At 57.7% G+C, this 21,016-nt stretch carries 17 protein-coding genes and 1 pseudogene; 11 read left to right on the top strand and 7 right to left on the bottom strand.

Translation table 11 applies throughout. The features are described from left to right. Positions 1-65: 65 nt before the first annotated feature. Positions 66-2,042, bottom strand: a complete 1,977-nt coding sequence (locus M9920_11055) for a DUF4434 domain-containing protein (protein MCO5052830.1) — start codon at positions 2,040-2,042, stop codon at positions 66-68. A 350-nt stretch (positions 2,043-2,392) separates the two neighbouring features. On the opposite strand from M9920_11055, the gene M9920_11050 reads away from it, so the two are divergent. Then, a complete protein-coding gene (locus M9920_11050) occupies positions 2,393-3,745 on the top strand; it encodes a hypothetical protein (GenBank protein ID MCO5052829.1) in 1,353 nt (450 codons plus the stop codon). 76 nt (positions 3,746-3,821) lie between these two features. Here the strand turns inward: M9920_11050 and M9920_11045 are convergent, their stop codons facing one another. Continuing rightward, positions 3,822-6,683, bottom strand: a complete 2,862-nt coding sequence (locus M9920_11045) for a family 10 glycosylhydrolase (protein MCO5052828.1) — start codon at positions 6,681-6,683, stop codon at positions 3,822-3,824. Positions 6,684-6,880: 197 nt separating this feature from the next. Here M9920_11045 and rhaT point away from each other — a divergent pair, with 197 nt between their 5' ends. Then, entirely contained in the window at positions 6,881-8,125 is a 1,245-nt protein-coding gene (gene rhaT / locus M9920_11040; GenBank protein ID MCO5052827.1) for an L-rhamnose/proton symporter RhaT, read from the top strand. Between the two features lie 180 nt (positions 8,126-8,305). Here the strand turns inward: rhaT and M9920_11035 are convergent, their stop codons facing one another. After that, positions 8,306-9,133: an SDR family oxidoreductase gene (locus M9920_11035; GenBank protein MCO5052826.1), complete on the bottom strand. Its 828-nt coding sequence runs from the start codon at positions 9,131-9,133 to the stop codon at positions 8,306-8,308. Between the two features lie 63 nt (positions 9,134-9,196). Then, positions 9,197-9,778: a hypothetical protein gene (locus M9920_11030; GenBank protein ID MCO5052825.1), complete on the bottom strand. Its 582-nt coding sequence runs from the start codon at positions 9,776-9,778 to the stop codon at positions 9,197-9,199. Between the two features lie 188 nt (positions 9,779-9,966). Here M9920_11030 and pyrH point away from each other — a divergent pair, with 188 nt between their 5' ends. The 7 genes from pyrH to M9920_10995 all read left to right on the top strand — a co-directional run bounded on the left by pyrH (position 9,967) and on the right by M9920_10995 (position 14,896). After that, positions 9,967-10,692 carry a UMP kinase gene (gene pyrH, locus M9920_11025; GenBank protein MCO5052824.1) on the top strand — a complete coding sequence of 242 codons (726 nt, stop codon included), beginning with the start codon at positions 9,967-9,969 and terminating at the stop codon, positions 10,690-10,692. 20 nt (positions 10,693-10,712) lie between these two features. Then, positions 10,713-10,955 (top strand): hypothetical protein, encoded by a 243-nt coding sequence (locus M9920_11020; GenBank protein ID MCO5052823.1) that lies wholly within the window; start codon positions 10,713-10,715, stop codon positions 10,953-10,955. Between the two features lie 21 nt (positions 10,956-10,976). Then, the gene (gene mutM / locus M9920_11015) at positions 10,977-11,831 is read left to right on the top strand and encodes a bifunctional DNA-formamidopyrimidine glycosylase/DNA-(apurinic or apyrimidinic site) lyase (protein ID MCO5052822.1); all 855 of its coding nucleotides are present in this window, start codon (positions 10,977-10,979) and stop codon (positions 11,829-11,831) included. A gap of 196 nt (positions 11,832-12,027) precedes the next feature. Further along, the gene (locus M9920_11010; protein ID MCO5052821.1) at positions 12,028-12,372 is read left to right on the top strand and encodes an RNA-binding protein; all 345 of its coding nucleotides are present in this window, start codon (positions 12,028-12,030) and stop codon (positions 12,370-12,372) included. A 172-nt stretch (positions 12,373-12,544) separates the two neighbouring features. Beyond that, positions 12,545-13,774 (top strand): M20/M25/M40 family metallo-hydrolase, encoded by a 1,230-nt coding sequence (locus M9920_11005; protein ID MCO5052820.1) that lies wholly within the window; start codon positions 12,545-12,547, stop codon positions 13,772-13,774. Positions 13,775-13,993: 219 nt separating this feature from the next. Further along, the gene (locus M9920_11000; protein MCO5052819.1) at positions 13,994-14,269 is read left to right on the top strand and encodes a hypothetical protein; all 276 of its coding nucleotides are present in this window, start codon (positions 13,994-13,996) and stop codon (positions 14,267-14,269) included. A gap of 69 nt (positions 14,270-14,338) precedes the next feature. Next, positions 14,339-14,896, top strand: a complete 558-nt coding sequence (locus M9920_10995; GenBank protein MCO5052818.1) for a GNAT family N-acetyltransferase — start codon at positions 14,339-14,341, stop codon at positions 14,894-14,896. Between the two features lie 18 nt (positions 14,897-14,914). On the opposite strand, the gene M9920_10990 is transcribed toward M9920_10995, so the two are convergent. Further along, complete coding sequence (locus tag M9920_10990; GenBank protein MCO5052817.1) at positions 14,915-15,829, bottom strand: uracil-DNA glycosylase; 915 nt, start codon at positions 15,827-15,829, stop codon at positions 14,915-14,917. A 731-nt stretch (positions 15,830-16,560) separates the two neighbouring features. On the opposite strand from M9920_10990, the pseudogene M9920_10985 reads away from it, so the two are divergent. Beyond that, positions 16,561-17,112 (top strand): annotated as a pseudogene (locus M9920_10985) (site-specific DNA-methyltransferase). Between the two features lie 467 nt (positions 17,113-17,579). Then, positions 17,580-18,530 carry a hypothetical protein gene (locus tag M9920_10980; protein ID MCO5052816.1) on the top strand — a complete coding sequence of 317 codons (951 nt, stop codon included), beginning with the start codon at positions 17,580-17,582 and terminating at the stop codon, positions 18,528-18,530. Between the two features lie 6 nt (positions 18,531-18,536). Here M9920_10980 and M9920_10975 read toward each other — a convergent pair whose 3' ends face one another. Together M9920_10975 and M9920_10970 are read right to left on the bottom strand one after the other, a co-directional pair. Next, on the bottom strand, positions 18,537-19,064 hold the full coding sequence (locus M9920_10975) for a DUF192 domain-containing protein (GenBank protein ID MCO5052815.1): 528 nt from the start codon (positions 19,062-19,064) through the stop codon (positions 18,537-18,539). Between the two features lie 300 nt (positions 19,065-19,364). Beyond that, positions 19,365-20,972: a hypothetical protein gene (locus tag M9920_10970; protein MCO5052814.1), complete on the bottom strand. Its 1,608-nt coding sequence runs from the start codon at positions 20,970-20,972 to the stop codon at positions 19,365-19,367. Positions 20,973-21,016: the final 44 nt, after the last annotated feature.

The following is a 21,016-nucleotide window of genomic DNA, read 5'->3' as shown; positions in this document are numbered from 1 at the left end:
ATTCCGAGAGAAAATTCATGAGCCGGGCGACCAATCGTCCGGCTCTTTTCGGTTTGCGGGAGTGATCATGGCGCAGGCGGCGCAAGTACGACACGAAATCCCACGTAAGCCTGACGCGAAGCGGTGGCATAGCCCACCCGCCAGCCGCTACGGCAGTTAACCCACGGAAAGGACCATGCGCCGCCCCGGATGGCATGATAAGGTCCGGTCGTGCTTCCGATAAAATTGGTGACCGGTCCACTCGGGGCATTACCGATCCAATCCCAGCACCATTCCATCACGTTACCACTGACATCGGCCAGCCCCCAATCATTGACCAACAATGTGCTGACGGGATGGGGTCCGTTCCCGCTGTTGACATTATACCACGCGTAATTCCCCAGCGCGTTGGGATCGGTACCGAAAAAGAAGCGTTCCGTCGAACCGGCGCGGGCGGCGTATTCCCACTCAGCCTCGGTGGGTAAACGGTAGAGATAACCCGCCGGCAGTCGGCCAGCCATCTGCTCGCGTTCTGTGAGTGACTGGCAATAGTTCATGGCCTCAGTCCAGCTCACTTGTTCCACCGGATTTTCCAGCGCGGAAGCGAAGGCGGCCGGATTGGTGCAGAGCAGGTTTTGATACTCGGACTGAGTTACCTCATGGCGACTGATCCAGAATCCCTGCGTAAGCGCGGCGCTGAATGAGGTCAACTCATCAGCGGTACGGTCCGGATCACTCGCCGGGGTGCCCATCACAAACTGACCGGGCGGAATCCAAATCATCGAATCAGGCACCTGCAAGCGCGACATCCGTCGCACCCGAAAGAAACGGCACTCGTCACTGGTGGTCACCTGGCAGGAATAGTTGAAACCGTTGGTGATGATGGTGGTTGTCACGGGCAGCCAATCGTCGTCCCAGGCGGCTTTGGCCTGCACTTCAAACGCATCGCCAACCATGCCCGACCAGTTCAAGGTCAATCCCGCCGCTACCTCATGCAAGGTCAGCCGTGGTGGCGAATCCGGCGCGTACTCGGTGGCTACGAATTGAGTCCGGTAATCGTTGAACAACTGCTGCATCCGGGTCCGCCGGGCATTGTTCCAGCCGCTCAAAAAGATGTCCGGGTTCATGTAATGTAAAAAGTCAAACGTGACGATTTTCTCCACGAACGGCGTCGCGGCATCGAATTGCCGGCGCAACCGCGAGATATCGGTGGCCGTATAGACATCGTTGGTGATCAGAAACGATTCCAGGTTGGCCCAGAACTGTACCCCCGCCGTGGCGCAGGCATTTTGGAAAGCTTGAAAATAGGGCGCGGTGCGTTGGACAATGTCGTCATTCCATTGTTGCGCACCCACACTGTCCTGCAACAGCACGATGCTGAGACCGGATCCATTGAGCAATTCACTGTAGAGGCTTTCGACCTGACACGGATTCGGTCGCCACCCGCTGATGAACGGCGAGATCGCCACCGGCCGGTCTCCGGCGATTTGTTCGCACGCACTCGTGATGTTCTGGAAGAAAGCGCGCAGGCGGGTGATTTCCGCCGGCGTATAGGCGGCCGTCCACGGTTCGTACGGAATATACCAACCGGCAAAGGACGGATGCGCGTTATTGGTCAGATAACGCGTCCACGCCTGTTGCACCACGGCCGCCATGCGCGATTGGGTTTCCGCCAAAAAATCCGCGCCAACCATGTCGTGATTCCAATTCAGCATGTAAAGACCGAGAAAGACTTTGAAATTATTCGTGTCGGCATAGCGCAGAATCGTTTCGGTCGGATCAGGCTCTCCCGGAGCGCCGATGAACGAGTAGATCGAGCCATCGCTGTTCTCGCTGGCCAATGCTTGAATGATCACGGTGTCCATCTGCAGTTCCTGCATGCGACCCAAAATGGTCTGCCAGTTTTGGTCGGGCCACGATTGCATGACGCTCCAATACTGAATGAAGCTGCCGTTCAACCGGGCCATCGCCGCGGCAGAGGCGCTTCGGGATGTCACTCCGTTGAGAAGTACAGCCAGGACCAGCCAAAGGACGGTTTTCAGATAACGGGGCAATCCGCGCATGATTTTTCTCAGCCATGAAATAACACAAATCCGCGCGCCAGGCTACCAGCGATTCAAATCGGCAGGTGGCGGCTCAAAAATGCAGATTGATTCGGGCAGGCTTCCCGCCGGATTGGCCTCGAATCACGCGACTTAATAAGTGATCCGATTAACCCGGTCGCGATCTCGATGCGTCAAAATAATTCCACAAACAGTAAGTATTTCATGTGGCTCTGGAATTGGTCGCCTTTGGCGACCCGCGAGGCCGTTGGTTGAGGCAAGCATTGTGAACGGCGGGCAGAAACATTTTGACTTCCAATCGTCACCGGCCCAGAGTCGGACGGTAAACCGATAACGACGAAAGGCAACTTATGAAAATAAATACCAAGACTCTGCTTGCTTTGAGTAGCACCCTGCTGGTTTTGACCGCCAGCGGTCAGACTGTCATTGAGAATTTTGAATACGCCAGCGATGACGATTTGTATGCGAACTGGTTCGCGGAGAGCGGTTATGTGCTGCTCTCGGATAATGTGGCGACAGGTTCCACGGGTACCAAGTCCCTGGAGATTTATCGCTATTTCGGTGAGAGCGAATGGGACACGCAGATTATTAATGGGCCGATGCTGGAAACGCCGCTGGCGATTAATACGAATCAATACATTTCACTCCGGATCGCCGGAGACCCGGCATTTGCGAACGGCACCTTCACGCAATTTTATCTGTATGCCTACGATTCGCAGGGCAACTTCGGTCGCTGGGGCATGCCCATTCCCACCAGCACCAATTGGCAGGTGGTTAATCAGCTCGCCAATAACATTGAGAAGCCCTGGGACTCCACGGGTCTGCCCGATCTGAATGACATCGTCAAATTCAGGCTTTTCATCTATGGCCAGGGTTCTCCGGCCGGCGCGCCTTACGAGGCAACGCTTCGCGTGGATGACATCACCGTGCGGGATGACGAGTTGATTGATTTTCCGCCGCCCGCACCCATGCGGGGGTTGATTGATGATTTCGAAAGTTATGTAAATGACGACGACTTGAACGCATTCTATTCCATCGTCAACAGTCCGGTGGCGACGGCGACCAGCGCCTCCCTGGCCAGCCCCGCACCGCAAGGCAACCAGGCACTCAAACTGGCGATAGACTTCGCGTCGGGTCGTTACCCGTGGGGCGCCGTAATGTCGCCTGAAGTCGCCCCGTTTTCGTTGCCCGAGAATGCGGTCGTGCAATTCTGGGTGAAGGGGGATCCCACCATGGAACCCGTGCTGGATGGCGGCACGGTGTTTTACATTTCGTTCTACGATAGCGTGGGGGCCGCCATTCATTATACGGCAACCCCGCTGGTCGTCGCTCCCGACTGGCAATTGGTGCGAGTCCCGGCAGCGGCCTTCTGGAAACTATCCACCGTGGACAAGGGCAACTTGATGCGCTGGCGGATTTTGGTGGAGGGTTGGGATGGCACGGACGAAAGTCCGGGACGATCCGGCACGTTCTATGTGGATGACCTGCGCATCACGCTCCCGCCCAAATTGGCAATCATCGCGACTGCTGAAAACCTGAGTCTGGAAATGAGCAATTTGCTTCCGGGCACGACTTATACGCTGCGGCAGACCTCGGATTTCAGCATGTGGACGACCTCAACTTTCACCGCCACCGGGGAAACTGAGACCCATTCGATTCCACCCGACGAACGGGCGTTTTATCAGCTCTACTATACGCCCTGAACAAAAGGCGCGTGGCTTCAATGAAGCGACCGTCGTGGTCGCAACGCTCTGAGGCGCTCGCCGCGAGGTGAACGCCTCATGGTTTTTGCTGCAACCAAACGCGCAACCGGTAGTACGCCGCCGCCGCTTGATTTGGCACGATATAGTTCACGATGTGAACGCCGGGAGCTGCCGGCAGCGCATCGAACCCGGTCACCGGCGTCCAAGCCGCTGCGAACTGAAGCGTCGGCGTGGTTTCCAAACTGTAGTAACGCGCGGCATTTTGATAGCCGACCTCGTCCACGCCCCGGGAGACGAAGGAAAGCGTGAGCTGCTGATTTTCCCAAGCGCCGCTCAATTCCAAAACATCGAGCGCGTTCGTGGGCGAGGTGCCGGCCACGTATTCCGCATAATCACTGCGGCCGTCGCCATTGAAATCGGTGAACCGCCCCGCGGTCGTGCGATTACCAAACCATTTCAACTCCCAACTATCTGGTAGTTCATCCTGATCCTCATCCGGCTCGTCGGGAGCGGTGGCCCCGGCGCCCAGGGCCGGCAATAGATTCGCCGCGCTCTCCGGACTCAGTTCAAAGATGACAAATCCGTCCGTATGCGCGGCGCGGGTGGCTTGCAATTGCGCCAGTGCGGTGTCCAACGGAATCTGCCACGCGCCAATGCCGGGATAGACCGGCATTCGCCCGCCAACCCAATCAAGCTGGCGCGACACCGTATTCGCAAACGCGGCTTCCGTGGTGAGATAATCCATGGGGCAAACAAAATCCAAAATGCCGTTCGTGACCCAGAGCCGCCAATCCTGTCCCACCCCGTCGTAAGCGCTGGGCGCATCGGGCCAAACTGCCGCCGAAACTTGCACCTGCGGCTTCAAGGCTTTGACCTGCTGATAAACCACTTCGACCAGATGCGTGATCTGCGCGCGACGCCAATCGAGAAAAGCCGTGCGCAACGTCCCGGACGTCAGCACGTCCGTCGGCCAGTTGGCGACGGTAAGTCCGGTTTGCGCCTGAAAACGCGTGCGGCAGCCGTTGCAGTAACAATGGTCTCCATCCGGATACCGGATGTAATCGAAGTGAATGCCGTCCACGTCATAATTGCGCACCACCTCGAGCAGTGAATTGGTTTCCAGCGCGAAGTTGTCGGGATGCGAGGGGCAGAGCCAATCCGACGGCTCTCCGGAGCTGGATACCTGGGTGCGTTGCGCCGCGCGCATCGAGTTGATGAACGCCGTCGGCGCGCCCAGCAGATTCCAACAAACCTTCCAGACATGCACCTGCAAGCCGCGCGCGTGCGCCGCGTTGACGCACGCCGTGATCTGATCACCGTATTGATCGAACTCGGCCGAGTGCGGCAGATAGGCGCTGTCGTAATGCGCCAGCCCGCCCCAAAGCATGTTGGGAATGATGGCGTTGAATTGGTTGGTCGCCAGTGCCTCGATTGCCGCCGGCCAATTGCCCGGATACGGGCCGGTGGCGTGATGTTCCCAGAACGCGCGGACTTCGGGATAAGCGGGCCGCAGACTCAAAACATACGCCCGCCGCAAATGCGTCCGTGCGGCGTGAGCCGCCGCGATCGCCTGCGCATAATGCCCCACCGCCTGCTCGGCGAGCGCCAGACTGCGGTTCGTGGTGGCCGCCTGCAGTTCATCTTCCACGAACGGCGCGCGCAGCGTGGGCGCGGCCTGGTGGTGAAGGTCCGATAGAGCCTCGTCATAGCTCTGGTACGGTCCAATTTGGCCGATTTGATTAATCGCCCCGGCAGCCGCTGCGGACCAGACATCGGGCAACAGCGATCCCACCAGACACAACAACGCGTACGATTTTTCATCAGCATCATCGCCCAACAAAATGTGCGACATGAAAAAGCCGCGGTCGCTCGCCAACCACGCGGCCTTTCCGGTGCTTTGCCCCTGACTGTTTTCCCACATGGCAGTAATCCGCGCCTGCGGTCCGTTGGGCGCGGCGCCGGTGATGTTCCAGGACGCTTGCTGAACGCGCGGAGGCAGATTCGGAATGTTGGGATCAACAAAATGCCAGGTGGCAAAATCGCCTTGCGTCCACCCCGTCACACTGACGCGCAACAAACTCGCCAGCCGGCTGGGTAACAGGTAATACACCATCAACTTTCCGCCTGCCGCCGCGAATGTTTCGTAGTTTACCATCTCGGCCTCAGAAACCGTTTCGTTGTAAGGCAGGATGACCAATTGGCTTTGCTGCAACAATCCGGCCTCGACCTCCGCCCGGGTAATCACGCCGCAATCAATGTCGTATTCGCCCAGCCAGGCCAGATGCCGGTCAATGGTTTGCTGCACCACCTCGGGATTGGAACTGGTCGGGTCACGCACCAACAACACCGCCGGGGTCACCGCGCGCAATTCGCGAAACGCCAGGAAAGTGTTTTCAGCGCCGGCTTTCCAGGGAGAGAGCCGGATTTGATCAATCTGCTCCCAACCGACGGGCGTGCCTTCCACGATGAAATTGTCGCGACCAAAGCGCAAAGTTTGCCAGCCGGTTTTGGTCAATGACGCCGAAGCGCCATACCAACCGCCACCTGAACGAAAGTACAACGTGAACGCGGAAACGGCGCCGGGATCAGGCGCGTACACCTCCAATTCAAAGGCCACATAGGTCGAAAGATTCAGCGCGACGCTCCGGTCCCAATAGCAGCGGCTTTCGCGCGTGGCGAAATCACAATTGGCCACCATCACCCGCTCCACACCCCATGCGCCCTGATCCAACATGTTCACGGCTGGACCGCTGCTGCCACTCCACGCCGCCTGCGCCGCCGGAGTGGTGGGATAGTCAAAGCCATCGAGAACCAGCGTGGCGGCCTGACTTCGTGACGGCACGAGCCACATCCCGGTCGCAACCACGAAGCTCAGGAGCAGTTGAAATGTTTGCCGCCGGGCGCAAGCAAACCAGTTTGGTGCGATGGAAACGGTCATTATCAAGGCGTAGTTAAGCACTGGAGGTTGACCGAGACAAACAATATGTCCCCGGGTGAAGTCTCCGATTCCGCGCGCGAAATGATTTGATCCTCGATAACTATCGGCGGGGATTCAACAAACGAGACTTGCCACGCTGCCACTGAGTCCTAGAATTCGCCCCATATCTTTGCGGATATTAATCAACGCACTAATTCATGAATCCGTTCCTCGGCGTCTTTTTTCACTGGCTCGGTGGTCTCGCCTCCGGGAGTTTTTACGTTCCCTACAAGGCGGTAAGAAAATGGTCTTGGGAAACCTACTGGCTGGTGGGAGGATTTTTCTCCTGGATCATCTGTCCGTGGCTGCTGGCGCTGTTGATGACCAACGACCTGCTCGGCGTGCTTCAACAACAGACCGGTAGCACGCTTTGGTGGACGTATTTCTTCGGTGCCATGTGGGGTCTGGGCGGATTGACCTTCGGGCTGACGATGCGCTACCTCGGCATGTCACTCGGCATGGGGGTGGCGCTCGGCTACACGGCGGCGTTCGGCACGTTGCTGCCGCCCATCTTCAAGCTGTTCACGCCTACAATTCCGGTGGCGGAAACCATCACTGAAATCGCGGCCACAACCCCCGGTAAAATCACTTTGGCCGGCGTGGGCGTCTGTCTCGTGGGTATCGCCGTGGCGGCGTATGCCGGGTTGACGAAGGAACGCGAGATGCCGGAAGCCGAGAAGAAAAAAACCATCGCCGAGTTCAATTTCACCAAGGGAATTCTCGTTGCCACCTTCTCCGGCATCATGAGCGCCTGCTTTGCGTTCGCGCTGACCGCCGGCACCCCGATCGGCGAAGCTTCCGTCGCCGCCGGGACCACGGTGATCTGGAGCGGCCTGCCCAAACTGGTGGTCGTGCTGCTGGGCGGCTTCACCACGAACTTTGTCTGGTGCGCGTTTTTGAATCTGAAAAATCGTTCCGGCTACCAATACCTCGCGGCGCACTTGCGGGAGGAGCACGCCAATCTAAGCGGCGTGACGGATGGCGGCGACGACGCGAGCCGTTCGAAAATTCCCCGGTTGAACAATTACTTCTTTTCCGCGTTGGCCGGCACGCTGTGGTATTTTCAATTCTTTTTCTACACGATGGGCGAAACGCAGATGGGCAAATACGGATTCGCTTCGTGGACGTTGCACATGGCCAGCATCATCATTTTCAGCACAATGTGGGGTTGGATTCTGCGCGAATGGAACGGCGCCAGCAGCAAGGCGCACGCGCTCATCGCCGCCGGCATCGCCACGCTGATTCTTTCCACCATCATCATCGGCTACGGCACGTATTTGAAGGGTAAAACCACCGAGGAAACCAAGGAAGCCAGTATGACGGAAACGCTTCAAGCGGCGGATGCCGCGCCAGTCAACCGCAGCTTCCAGTGGCCGACCGTCGCATTGGAGCCGCGGGCGTAGTTCGATAAGCGGGCCTTGCACGAGATGGCCGACGGGCTACGCCTCGCGCAATTTGCGCCGCGACAATTTCCACCTGCAACCGTCGCGTCAATTGCTCGCCGTTGGCGGAAAACAAAGCGATGGCGAAAAGGACGAGGAGATGAAATCAAAATCAATGCCGCGGCCGAAGCTCTCCGCGACTCAGACGTGGGCTGGGTCAATCTCGCTCGCCGACCAAAGGGTGCGCCCTTCCATGCCGCCTGCAATGACGAGGGTTTGTCCAGTGATGTGACCCGCAAGTTGGTCTGAGGAAAGAAACACCACGGCGTTGGCGATGTCCTCGGGGCGCGCAATTTTAGGCAACGCCAGGGTGGCGGCAACCTTGCGGACGACGGCAGCGTCCCCCAGTTTGGCGGCGTTGCGCGACACCACCGTCCAGCCCGGACAAACGCAATTGATGCGGCCGCCACAATAATGTTTCGTGGGCCGCGCCAGGCGGGCGATTTCGTTCTTCAGCGTGCGCGTAAGACCGTAGGTGAGCGCAGCTTTGGCGGCGGCGTAATCCGCGTGACCCGCCTCGCCAAAAACCGCCGCCGTGGAACCGATCAACACGGCGTTGCCGGTTTTTTGCCGGGCCACGATGCGGAAAAATTCCCGCGCACAAAGAAACGTCGCAGTGAGCACGCCGTCTTGAGTTTTACGCCATTGCGCGAGCGACATTTCGCACAAAGGCACCTCGCGCTGCTCCCATTGACCGGCGTTCGCAATGAGCGTGTCCAACCGACCAAACCGTTTCAGCGCGGCGGTGAAAAGTTTTCGGACTGCCACTTCCCTGGTCAAATCCGCACTGACCACCAAGGATTCAATTGAGCTTGATTCTTTTTGCAGTCGGCGCGCGGCGGCCAGATTTTTGTGGCAATGCAAAATCAGCTTGGCGCCTTCACGCGCGAAGCCCCGCGCCAGCGCCCTCCCTATCCCACCGGAAGCGCCGGTAATGAGCACCACCTTGTCTCGCAGTTGCGTCTCCATGGTCGGGTTGCGTCAGCCAATGGCGCGGCGGCGCGGCTTCCGCCAGATCCGCGGCGGCACGACTTAATGCGAATAGGAAAAAATTCGCCGGAGCTTGCCCAACATCTCTTCGGAATAGCGTTCACCAGCGGTCAGAATTCGGCCATGCACCTGGATTTCATCCAGCGCCGCCAGCGTCATGCAAAAGTCCACGTCGTGCAACGGCCGTTCGCGTCGCAAGCGCCGGATCCAGCGCCGCATGTCGTTGACCTGCTCGATCTCGATTTTTTGTCCGGGGAAAAATGAAATCCCCCAGTCGTCGCGCCGCGGGTAACCGTCCGCCTCCTGCTTGTCGCCGAACCACGGATCGCCCAGCAAAATGCAGACGGAGCGCCCCTGATTTTCGCCGAGGCGATAGAAAACAATCCGCGCCTCGGATTCGCAAAAATGTTCGTAGGCAATTTCCAGGGATTCCTCGGGCACGGGTGCGAACCGGGTTTGGAAGCCGATGTGGATTCCACCCGGCACGTCGGGTTTGCGTTCGAAGCAGAGGTTTTCCTCAAAAATCCAAAGCAGCTCGGTGGCAAACCCGCGCTCCGCGAGCAATTTTTTCCACGCGGTCAAGGCTTCGGTCAGTTTGGGTCGTACAGCAGCGACTGAACTCATGCCGCCATTTTATGAAACGGCGAAACAAAACCAACCCACAAAATTAACTTCATGCGCCCGGCGGCAATTGCGGACTTACGGACGGGCAGGACTCGGCGAGACCACTTCGGCAATGCCCTTTGGTTTGACCTTGAGCGCGCGGGCTGGTAGAACGCCGGGCGACAAAAACGTCGCCGCCGCATCGCATTATGAAAACCAGCGCCCAGCCCAGATATCGTCGCATCCTCCTTAAACTCAGCGGTGAAGCGCTGGGTGGCGAGGCGGGATTTGGCATCAACGCGCGCGAAATTCAGAGCATGGCGGAACAGGTGCGCGAGGTGCGCGACCTGGGCGTGGAAGTCGTTGTGGTGCTCGGCGGGGGGAACATCTTCCGCGGTTTGGCGGGGAGCGAAAAGGGCATCGAGCGCGCCACCGGCGATTACATGGGCATGTTGGCCACCATCATCAACTCGCTCGCTTTGCAGGATGCGCTCGAAAAAATCGGGGTGGCCACGCGGGTGCAAACGGCCATCGCCATGCCGCAAGTGGCGGAAACCTTCATCCGCCGCCGCGCGGTGCGTCATTTGGAAAAAGGCCGGGTGGTTATTTTTGGCGGCGGCACGGGCAATCCCTATTTCTCGACCGACACCGCCGCCGCGTTACGCGCGACGGAAATCGGCGCCGAGGTGATTTTGAAAGCCACCAAGGTGGACGGCATCTACGACAGCGATCCAAAGAAAAATCCAAATGCCAGGCGCTACCCGCAAATCACTTACCTGGAATGTTTGCAAAAGCAGCTCAAGGTGATGGACGCGACGGCCTTCTCGCTTTGCCTGGACAACAAGATGCCGATCATCGTCTTTGATTTCTTCAAACCGCACAACCTCCGGCGCGTCGTGCTGGGCGAATCCGTCGGCACGGTGGTGACAGGGTAGGCGACCTCTTTCCAAATCTTATGTTTGAATCCCAAAACAAAGCACAGCTTGAATACTTGCGTGGCTTGTCTGCGCTTGCCGCAATGGAAGCATGGCTCGAAGGCGCTTTCAGTATTGGCGAGGAGCCGGCGTTGGTCTTTGCCGTCCGTAAAGATCAGCGCGTTGTGGCCTCGGACGATGCCATTATGGATGCGATGGATGACGCGATCTGCGAGGGAATAGATGCCGCGACATGCTTGGAGCGGCTCGCCAGTTTGCGATGACGTTTCGATTTCCTCATCGTCATGCCTGAGTTACCCGAGGTCGAAGTGCTGGTGCGCCATCTGCGCCCGCTGTTGCGTGACAAAAAAATTCGTGCGGTAAACGTCCATCGAGCCAAAGTCATTCGTCCGGATACCCCGGCCCGCTTGCGACGCATTTTGACCGGAGCAACCTTTCGGGACGTGAGCCGTCGCGGCAAATATCTGTTGTTCCAATTACAGAACGGTCGCGGCAAACCGCCCATCCAACTGGTCGGCCACTTGGGGATGACCGGACGAATGTTTCTCACGCGGAAAAATGAACCATTGCCGAAGCACGCCGCCGTCGTGCTGGATCTGGGACGCGAACATTTCATCTATGAAGACCCACGCTACTTCGGTCGGTTTAGTTTGAACTCGGACATCCTTCCGCGACTCGGCCCCGAACCGTTGAGCCGCAATTTTACGCCAACAATTTTCGCGGCCGCCTTGGCCGGGCGCAAGCGCGCCATCAAAGTGCGACTGCTGGATCAAGACCTCGTGGCCGGCATCGGCAACATCTACGCGAGCGAAGCGCTGTACCGGGCGCGCATCAATCCACGTCGCGCCGCCGGCCAACTAAAACCGCCGCAAATTCGGGCGCTCTGGCGCGCGATCCGTGCCGTATTGAATGAGGCCATTCGGTTCGGCAGCACGGTGCCGTTGCATTACGGAGTCGGCGCGCAGCGCGGCGACCGTTTGTTTTACTACGGTTTACGGACGGAAACGCCCGCCTATTATAGCGAGCGGCTGCGGGTTTATGATCGGGCGGGGCAACCTTGTGGCCGCTGCCAAACTCCGATCAAACGTCTGGTTCAGGCGGGGCGCAGCACCTTTTATTGTCCACAATGCCAGCGGTAAATGGCTTGGATTTTTCGTGTAAATTTGCGCTTGAAGTTAGCCGTTGTTTTGCCAAAGTCAGCCCGTCTGATAGATAGCTTGTCGCTGCCACGACATGGTGAATCTTCAAGTGAACTTGGTTCAGTGATGATTTGAAACCCGGCGGTCGGGAACAGTGTGGAGTAAGCAGAGTTGGTCTCGGACAGTTAAACATCACATGAGCACAAAGTTGTTTGTAGGAAATCTTTCCTTCAAAACCACTGAAAACGACCTTCAAGACGCCTTTGCCGCCTTCGGCAGCGTCGTGGAGGCCAACATCATGATGGACCGCATGACGGGTCGCCCTCGCGGGTTCGCGTTCGTCACGATGGCCAGTCAGGAAGAAGCCGAAAAGGCAATCGAAGGATTGCACGGAAAGGAAATTGATGGTCGGGCATTGACCGTCAATATTGCGCGTCCACGCGAAGAACGCCCGGCGGGCGGCGGCGGCGGACGAGGACCGCGCCGGGACTTCGGCGGACGGGGCGATCGCGGTGATCGTGGTGATCGCGGCGGGCGTTAATCATTACGCCGTTGGGATTTTTCAGACGGGATCCAGTGAAAGCTGGGTCCCGTTTTTCTGTTCGCCACCATCTCCTCCACCCCACCGCAACGCGCCATTGAACCTCCTGATATGAGCCACCGGCCGTCCTCCAGAGATTGACCGCAATCGAAAATCTTCCGATTCTCTTCCCGTGTTGAATCCGACTTCGCTTCAAACCTACTTGGAAACCCAACTGCCCGACGCGCTTGAATTGCTGCGGCGAATGGTGGCCATCAACAGCTTCACTCTGAATCGTGAAGGCATAAATCGCTTGGCGCGGTTCACGGCGGAATGTTTCGCCCCCTTGGGGTTCACGGCTGAATATGTCAATCCCACCAATCCGCAGTATGGACAACATCTGGTGTTGGCGCGTCCCGGCAACGGAAAGCAAAGCATCCTGATGGTGTCGCATCTGGATACGGTGTTTCCGCCGGAGGAAGAAACGCGCAATAATTTTCATTGGTCGGTGGAAGGAGACCGCATTTTTGGTCCGGGCACCAACGACATCAAGGGCGGCACCATGATGATGTGGCTGGTGTTGAAGGCGCTCCAGGCGCAGGCGCCGGAACTTTTCGAGCGGGTTACCTGGAAACTGTTGCTCAATTCAGCCGAGGAAATGTTCTCGCCGGACTTTGGGACGGTGTGCCGGGAGCGATTGGATAAAAATACTCTGGCCGCATTGGTTTTTGAGGCGGAGGGACGATTGGGCCAGGACCGGTTGGTGGTGCTGGCACGCAAAGGTCGCGCGACGTGGCGGGTAACAATCACCGGACGCGGCGCGCACGCCGGCGGCAAACATCCGCACGGTTGCAACGCCATTGTGCAGCTCGGCCAACTGCTGCCGCGCCTCGCCGCCATCACGGATTATTCGCGTGAACTGACCGTCAACGTGGCCACTGTAACCGGCGGCACGGTGTTGAATCGCGTGCCGCATGAAGCGGTGGTCGAGGGCGAATTGCGCGCCTTCGATGCGGCGACCTATCAACACGGCATCAACCAACTGCTCGCGCTGGCCGGGCCGGGCGAAGTCACCAGTCCCGCGGATGGTTTCCGCAGTCAGATCAAAGTGGAAATCCTCACCGAAGCGCGTCCGTGGCCGCGCAATGCTGACACGGACCGGTTAGGCGAGATTTGGATGCAAGCCGGACGCGAGTTAAACCTTCCCGTCAGTGGTCATCAACGTGGCGGATTAAGTGACGGCAACCAAATTTGGGATCTCGTCCCCACGCTGGATGGACTCGGCCCCTGGGGCGACGGCGATCACTGTTCCGAACGCAGCGCGGACGGCTCGAAATTGCCCGAGTTCGTGGAAGTGAGTGGCATTGTTCCGAAGGCTTTGCTGAATGTGACGGCCATTTCCAAGCTGATCACCAACGGGTAACTCCGCTTCATCCGCAACCGCGCCTGCATGGGCGTCAACGGATTGCGTTCCGGGAGATCCCCGGAAAAATCCTTGGCGCTTCCGCTTCGCGAACTTCCTTGAGACTCCGCGCAAGGCAACCTTGGGTAGAACCGGGACAACTCCACGCGCTTAGGCTCATAAAACCGCCTGGCACAGACGTTGCAAGAGGAAGGGCGCAACGAACATTCGGAGGCGTATATGAAGTTCAAAGTCGAAGTCGGTGAAATCGAAAAACATCAGATCGAATTCAACCACAACCAGCTCATGGGAATGTTATCCATCAAGGTGAACAAAAAAACGGTGCTTAAAAATGCCCGGCTGCTCAACGAACCCGAGCGCGAGGTATTCCAATTCGTCGTGGGGCAGATGGAACGTTCCGAAATCCGCATCGAAAAATTGCGACGGCAATTGTTTGGCACCCGCAACACCGTGTATGTGGACAATCGGTTGGTGCGCGTTTTCGAGGGCGTCTGATGCGTCTCTTTTCCCGCGACCCGTCCGTTTTCCATTGGCGACGACGCTGGCCCGGGAAATACTGTGGGCGTGTCTGAAACGATCGGAAACGTCTCCACGCAGGAATGGCTTGGCGCACATCGCCTGCCGGATCAGCGTCTGGTGCGTTTCCGTCGCATCCAGTCGAGCGATGAAGCACTGATTACCACCGCCATCAATTCCGCCTCGCCGGAAACCCTGCTACACCGCTTCTTCAGCCCGGTCCGTCAGGTGTCGCCGGAAATGCTGCGGCGCATGCTCAGCTTCGATCCGCAGCGCGAAACCTGCATTGTGGGTTTGGTGGAAACAACGACGGCCCCGCGCCTGATCTGCGGCGCGCGGTATGTGAAATTGGCGGCGACTGGTCGGGCGGAAATTGCCCTTACCGTGCATGATGATTTTCAGCGGGCCGGCCTCGGCATTTTTATGCTGCGTCTGCTGGCCCGGCTCGCCGCCCAGGATGACGTGAAGTTTTTTACCGCTGAAGTGTTGAGCAGCAATGACAAGATGCTGCGGTTACTGCGCAAGATTTCGGCCGGCGGCGGTCAGGGAGCGTGGTCCGGCGAAGTTTATCACGCCGAAATCCCCATCGCGCAATTGCTGCCCTGACGCCCGCCATCGCGCGGGTCATTTCAACGAAAAGTAACCGCGTTGCCGCGGGCTGATCGGGCGATTCAATTTCTCCATCACTTGCAGCATGTCCTCCCAGACCGCGCGCTTGTCCTGCATCGAGTTGGTGCGGAGCAAATATGCGGGATGAAACGTGGGCATGAGGGGAAGACCGCGATATTCCATCCAATGACCGCGCGACTTGGTGATGGAAACCGGACGTCCCAGCAAACCTTTGATGGCAACCGCACCCAACGCCACCAGCACCTTGGGCTGGATGAGATCAATCTGCTCATGCAAATACGGCAGGCAGGTGGCCATTTCCTCGTCGGTAGGCTGACGGTTTCCGGTTTTCTGCTGCGGCGTGTCGGGACGGCATTTCAGCACGTTGGCGATGTACACGTCACTGCGTTTCAAGCCCATCGTCTCAATGATCTTGGTGAGTAATTGCCCCGCCTTGCCGACGAACGGTTCGCCCTGCGCATCTTCATCCGCGCCCGGCGCTTCGCCGACAAACATCAGTTGCGCATCAATGTTGCCCGTTCCAAAGACCACTGATTTGCGGGTGGCAACCAAATGCGGACACTTCACACAGGCCAGCACTCGCTTTTGCAATTCAGCGTAAGCGGCAACTTTGTCCGGGTTGACGGAAGAAATCGGGACCGATTGGCTTCGCGAAGACGCCGGTGCGGTTGGAATCACGGCGGCGGCGGGCAGCGGCGGCTGCGGCAGCGGCGCCCGACGCAATGCCGGTGGAATTTTCGGGGCGACCCGTGAAAAGGACGCTGCCGGCGGTGGCGAAATTTTTTGGACTGGAGCGAACAGCGCCCGCACCGTTTCCGCCGACACGGTGATTTGTCGCTGCCCTTGATTTCGCCGGTGTTCCAGGTAGCGAATCGTGCTGTCCAGCAATTGTACGTAAGCCGATTGCATCCTGACATCCTAACCGGCTGGTCACCTGGAGCGAGTGAAAATTCCACCCCGTCAACACGCGCGGACGAATTGACTCAAATTAAAAGACCCCAATCCGTCTATCTTCGCCTCGACCGCCTACGGCCGCGACGGTGCTTCAATTCTCATTCTCATTTCGTGTGATCCACACGTTTCGCGATCCAGCCTGCTGCGGTAATGCGCCACGGATCTGAGGTTTGTCACCATCGGCAGTCGTTCGCACAAATTCCGCGTCAACCGTCAAAAGACTGCGTAAATTTCCGAACAATCCGCGAACCGCACCGATCAGGCGGAAGGGCTGAAAGCCCGACAGATGATAGCCCAGGGCCACGCCCTGGGTTCATCGTCATAAATAGTTCCAGCCCTGAAGGGGCGACAACCTGAAGAACGCGATTCGCGAGGCGGTGACGAATCAAATCCCGGCTTTGCTTCCGTCGTTCATTTCACTACTCTGACCGCGTCCGTCAAATAACAAAATGACCAGATAATTTAACTAACAACTTTGCGTAGCTTCGGCTACGGGCTGCTCCGAAAACCGCGAATTTTCCAAGCCCGTCAAACGAACCGGCCGAGCGCGCCCAAATGGGCGCGGCTTGGCGTTACCTCGTTTGACAGGCGCTTCGCGGTGCCTCGGAGCAGGGTACGACGAGTTCGCGCCTCTTCTGTTTTCAGATTTCCCGTCGCCTTTGTTGCGTAAGCAACCACGGCAATCAATGGCCACACTCGATTTCAAAGGGAAAGCGCTCGTCCAAAATTACCATCTCACGGTCAAGTATCACGAACTGGTGCCGAAGAGGGACAAAAGCCTCACGGATAAAGTCCGACTGGACGACAATCTCATCATTCACGGCGACAACTTGAAGGCGTTGAAGGCGCTGCTGCCCACTTACGCGGGCCGGGTGAAGTGCATCTACATTGACCCGCCCTACAACACTGGCAACGACGGCTGGGCTTACAACGACAACGTCAACTCGCCGATGATGCAGGAATGGCTCGGCAAAACCGTGGATCGCGAAGACCTCACCCGCCACGACAAATGGCTGTGCCTGCTGATGCCTCGATTGAAATTACTGTGCGAATTGCTCAACGACGACGGAATAATCTTCATCAGTATAGACGACAATGAGCAGCATCGGCTTCGGATGCTGCTAGATGAAGTATTAGGCGAGGAAAACTTTGTTTCCGTCATCGTGGTTCAATCAAACAAACGCGGTCAGACCTACAAGGAAATCGCTAAGACTCACGAATACATTCTGGTTTATTCGCGAAATCCTGATGTCGAAATGTTGGAATTTGAAAAGGAGGGTGACAAAACAGATTTCGACAAAGTATTCGTGGTTGAATCAAAGGGTATCCACCTGAAAAACGAGGACACGGACTATAAGAAGCAGATGTTCAAACTCTGCAACAAACTGGCGGAAGCAAAAAGCTGGACGGAGTTGGGTCTGGAATTTCCCGAGCGAAAGATCGTGTTCGAGTTGGTCTATGGTAACGAATGGCAGAAAGTTTTGAACGGGTTATTGAAGTGAGTCGCCAAACCGGAACGACCTCAGCAAATAGAGCGCAACGTGATTGCGCAATCCGCGTCTTTCGCGGTCAACTCACCTTCGCTCCACCTCGGCGCAGCTATCAGAACAACCATGGCGCCAGCCGACCGAACTGGTTCGTTGGCGATTTGAGACAGCTAATTTCGCTTGGTCAAGGTGGCGTTGCCTGTTCTAATTCGCCACGCATGTCTGGGCTTCGTCGGGCCGCCATTGATGTCGGTACCAATTCGGTGAAATTGCTCATTGCTGAAATTCACGGCAACGAGGTACGGGCGCTCGACGAGGCCAGCCATCAAACCCGGCTCGGACAGGGATTTTACGAAACGCGCAAGCTGCAACCGACGGCAATCGTCAACACCGCTGAAGCCGTTGCGGATTACGTCGAGCAAGCCAAACGCTTCGCCTGCGAAACCATCCGCGTTTTTTCCACCAGCGTTGCCCGTGAAGCGGTGAACGCCGCCGCACTCGTCCAAGCCATTGAACAACAAAGCGGGATCACCTTGGAAATCATCTCCGGCGACCAGGAGGCCGAGTGGGTGTTCCGGGGCGTCCTCACCGATGCCACTCTGCCAGCGGGGCCATTGCTGCTGCTCGATGTGGGCGGCGGCAGCACCGAATTCATTCTCGGCCGAGGAGAGCGCAGAATTTTCAGTCAAAGCTTCCCGCTAGGCTCAGTGCGGTTAATGGAAACTTTCACCATCAGCGACCCACCGACCGCCGCGGAATTACACGCCGTCACTCAGAACGTGCGCGGTCTGCTCGCCGATCAGGTGTCGCCCATTTTAATGCCGGTTTGGCAGCATGAAATTTCGGAGACCTCCGCTCAAGTTCAACTCGTCGGCACCGGCGGCGCCGCAACCATTCTGGCGCGAATGGCCGCGCGACTCACCACATTTGACCGCGAGGTAATTGAAGCCGCGCGTATCAGTTCGAACTGGTTGACCCAACAAACGGAACAGCTCTGGCGCTTGTCGCTGGCCCGAAGGCAGGAACTAATCGGTCTGCCGCGGTCGCGGGCGGACGTCATTTTAACCGGGGCGGTCATTTACCAGGCCATTCTGGAGCATTTCCGATTTCGTGAACTGCGGGTCAGCACGCGCGGCTTGCGCTTTGCCGCGGTGCTGGACGAAGGTTGAGCGTGATCAGCGGGCAAAGAACGTGTCGTGCAGCGACCCGCGCTCAGTGCGAATCACCGCGCCGGTCCGGATGTTGTGCCGCTCGAACCAACCACGGGAAACCTCCAAGACGTATTGCAGGTTGGATGTTTTGGAGCGCACGCCGACCTCGTTGCCCGGTTCCAGCTCGATGATTTCGGCGATCGTTCCATCCGGGGTAATGTAAGCCGCCGAAAGCGGCACGACGCAGTTGCGCATGTAGAAATCCTTTGGCCCGATCGCCTCCGGCGGAAAGACAAACAACATGCCTTCGGTTTCGACGAGGTTGGTGCGAAACATCATTCCCGTGCGAATTTGCAATTCGGTGCGGGCCAATTCGGCGGTGAGTTCTTCCGCGCCCAACCAAAGTTTGATGGTGGGCAACCGTGACTGCGCATGGGTCAAATGTCCGTAGAGCGGATCAATCTCGGGCTTGGAGGTCGGGGCCGGTTTTTTACAACCGCTCAATCCGGCAAGGATGAACCCGAGCATCAAACCCCATGCTAAAAATCGCATGGGCGCATTTAGACAAATCCGTGAGTCGAAAACCATTCTTTTTCTGGCGCCGCTTGGGGCCTCGCTGAACCCGATTGGTGAACCGAGGCATGAGCAAAACCATCACCCGCAGAAACTGACAACGGAAGCGCCATCGGATTGGGTTCGCACCGATTTTTGAATGGTTTGCACCAAAGCTGCATATCCAAAGAACAAGATGCCACTCGTCGTGGTGTAGTCCCGCTCATTCAAAAGACAGGCCGGGAGGTGGCCAACAATGCGCCTAAACCTCCCGGCCGTGGATCTTCTCAATGCAGTCAACTACGGTCGTTTGAGACGGTAGAACTGCGCCGCATCCGTGGCGGGAAGCACCACGCGCTTCTGCTCGCCACTTACGGTGGGACTGATGGTCACTGGAGCCCAGTTGGCGGCGCTCAGTGAGGAGGCACTCTCGAGTGTCTCATTGAATATGGTGAGCGGCCAGCTAAGCGCGATATTTGCGCCCGTCCGTTCGATGGTTAATTGATCGGATTGATTGGGAGCACCGACCGGATGCAGTGGGTCGCCAAAATCCACCCAGGCAAACACAAAATCGGTGTCTCGCTGTGGATAGGCCAGGCCAAAGCGGTTGTCGCCAGCAATCGCCTCACGCGATTGGATGATGAACTTGCCGCCGCTGTAAACGTAGGAGAGCGTGGTGCGATCGGGCAGATTGGGGATGACGGAATCCGCCATCGCCCCCGCCACGGTCAGCAGCAATACACCATCACTACCGGTCTTGCCCGGAATCGTCAGTTCATAGTTACCTGGACCGGTACGAGCGAACGTGTAATCGCCGCCACTAAGGATTCGTGTGCCGGTTGCCCCCTCGATTTGACCGCCAATAAAATTCACTGAATTGGTGGGCACATAAAGGAACATGAAAGACATGTTTCCCTGCGCAGCCAACGTCTGGCCGGTGGCATCCAGGTCGTTTGCATCCCGAATCGCTACGTCCCAGCCGCTATCGTTGGGATAAGCGCCAAAGAGCGCCCCGCTATTGGCCGCACTAGTCGCACTGCCAAAAAGCAGACCCTGAGACGGATCACCGTTGGGTAGCACGATTCGCGCGTGCCCATCGTAGTCGAAAAAATTCTCGTTTAACTGCCACATGACACTGGAAGGGTGTAACACCGGACTGTACGCATTGGCATCAAAACTGGCCATGCCATCCGGACCGATGCTGCCGATAGACCCGAGGACATGAGCGCCGATCCAACCTTGGGCATAAGGGAAGAAGGCCAGCGCACAATCGAAGTTGGCCTCTCCATCCGACGAGCCAACCGCGTTGCCCATGCCCAGCAGCGTCATCTGCAAATCCTGCGCCCCATCCCCACCGTTGGAGTAAGCTCCGTCGGTCATGCGATATGACCATCCCTGGCCAAAATCCGCGTTGAAATAGGCCACGCCGTAGATCGTGCCCACCGGCTGATCGTCGCGCGTGTCACCGTTGTCCCGCCCATTCACCCGGGGCGTGGCCAGGGCCAACCCCAGGAACTTGTTCACGCGCCAGGCATGCGTGGTCGGACCAGTGCCAATCGCGTAGTTGTCCTCAAAATTGTTCGGCGGTTGCACCGTGGGATCGTGCGCGCTGAGCAGCATGGCAATGTCGCCTTCGTTATGACGCGACTCGGTCCATACATAGGGGCCGGAACTGGGAATCTGCACCTTGAGATTATCCGAGCCGCTCCCGCCCAGCACACTCCCGGGCGTAACCGTTACGTCCAAATTGGCGGCAGAAACAATTCGCGGCCAGACTCCCGGCGGCTGCTCACCGTCGGGAACCGTCGCCGGGGGTGGCGAGAATTGACTTAGTCCCGTGGTGACTCCTGCCAGCATCAACAAAATCTGGCAGGACCTTTGAATGAATTGGCTGTTTTGGTTTTTCATTTTCTACCTTTTGGAGTTTACATGGACTTACTGGGGTCTGGTGT

Source organism: Verrucomicrobiia bacterium (genome assembly GCA_023953615.1).
GTDB lineage: Bacteria > Verrucomicrobiota > Verrucomicrobiia > Limisphaerales > JADLHS01 > JADLHS01.
Note: the sequence above shows the minus strand (reverse complement) of the source record. Positions and strands in the feature narration are given on the sequence as shown.

What these genes read in the sequence shown, in the direction of transcription:
- M9920_11010 (MCO5052821.1), top strand. Translation starts at nt 12,028, where the DNA reads ATGAGCACAAAGTTGTTTGTAGGAAATCTTTCCTTCAAAACCACTGAA.
- M9920_11045 (MCO5052828.1), bottom strand. Translation starts at nt 6,683, where the DNA reads ATGACCGTTTCCATCGCACCAAACTGGTTTGCTTGCGCCCGGCGGCAA.
- M9920_11030 (MCO5052825.1), bottom strand. Translation starts at nt 9,778, where the DNA reads ATGAGTTCAGTCGCTGCTGTACGACCCAAACTGACCGAAGCCTTGACC.
- M9920_10975 (MCO5052815.1), bottom strand. Translation starts at nt 19,064, where the DNA reads ATGCGATTTTTAGCATGGGGTTTGATGCTCGGGTTCATCCTTGCCGGA.
- M9920_10990 (MCO5052817.1), bottom strand. Translation starts at nt 15,829, where the DNA reads ATGCAATCGGCTTACGTACAATTGCTGGACAGCACGATTCGCTACCTG.
- M9920_11035 (MCO5052826.1), bottom strand. Translation starts at nt 9,133, where the DNA reads ATGGAGACGCAACTGCGAGACAAGGTGGTGCTCATTACCGGCGCTTCC.
- M9920_10970 (MCO5052814.1), bottom strand. Translation starts at nt 20,972, where the DNA reads ATGAAAAACCAAAACAGCCAATTCATTCAAAGGTCCTGCCAGATTTTG.
- mutM (MCO5052822.1), top strand. Translation starts at nt 10,977, where the DNA reads ATGCCTGAGTTACCCGAGGTCGAAGTGCTGGTGCGCCATCTGCGCCCG.
- M9920_10980 (MCO5052816.1), top strand. Translation starts at nt 17,580, where the DNA reads ATGTCTGGGCTTCGTCGGGCCGCCATTGATGTCGGTACCAATTCGGTG.
- pyrH (MCO5052824.1), top strand. Translation starts at nt 9,967, where the DNA reads ATGAAAACCAGCGCCCAGCCCAGATATCGTCGCATCCTCCTTAAACTC.
- M9920_11055 (MCO5052830.1), bottom strand. Translation starts at nt 2,042, where the DNA reads ATGCGCGGATTGCCCCGTTATCTGAAAACCGTCCTTTGGCTGGTCCTG.
- M9920_11020 (MCO5052823.1), top strand. Translation starts at nt 10,713, where the DNA reads ATGTTTGAATCCCAAAACAAAGCACAGCTTGAATACTTGCGTGGCTTG.
- M9920_11000 (MCO5052819.1), top strand. Translation starts at nt 13,994, where the DNA reads ATGAAGTTCAAAGTCGAAGTCGGTGAAATCGAAAAACATCAGATCGAA.
- M9920_11050 (MCO5052829.1), top strand. Translation starts at nt 2,393, where the DNA reads ATGAAAATAAATACCAAGACTCTGCTTGCTTTGAGTAGCACCCTGCTG.
- rhaT (MCO5052827.1), top strand. Translation starts at nt 6,881, where the DNA reads ATGAATCCGTTCCTCGGCGTCTTTTTTCACTGGCTCGGTGGTCTCGCC.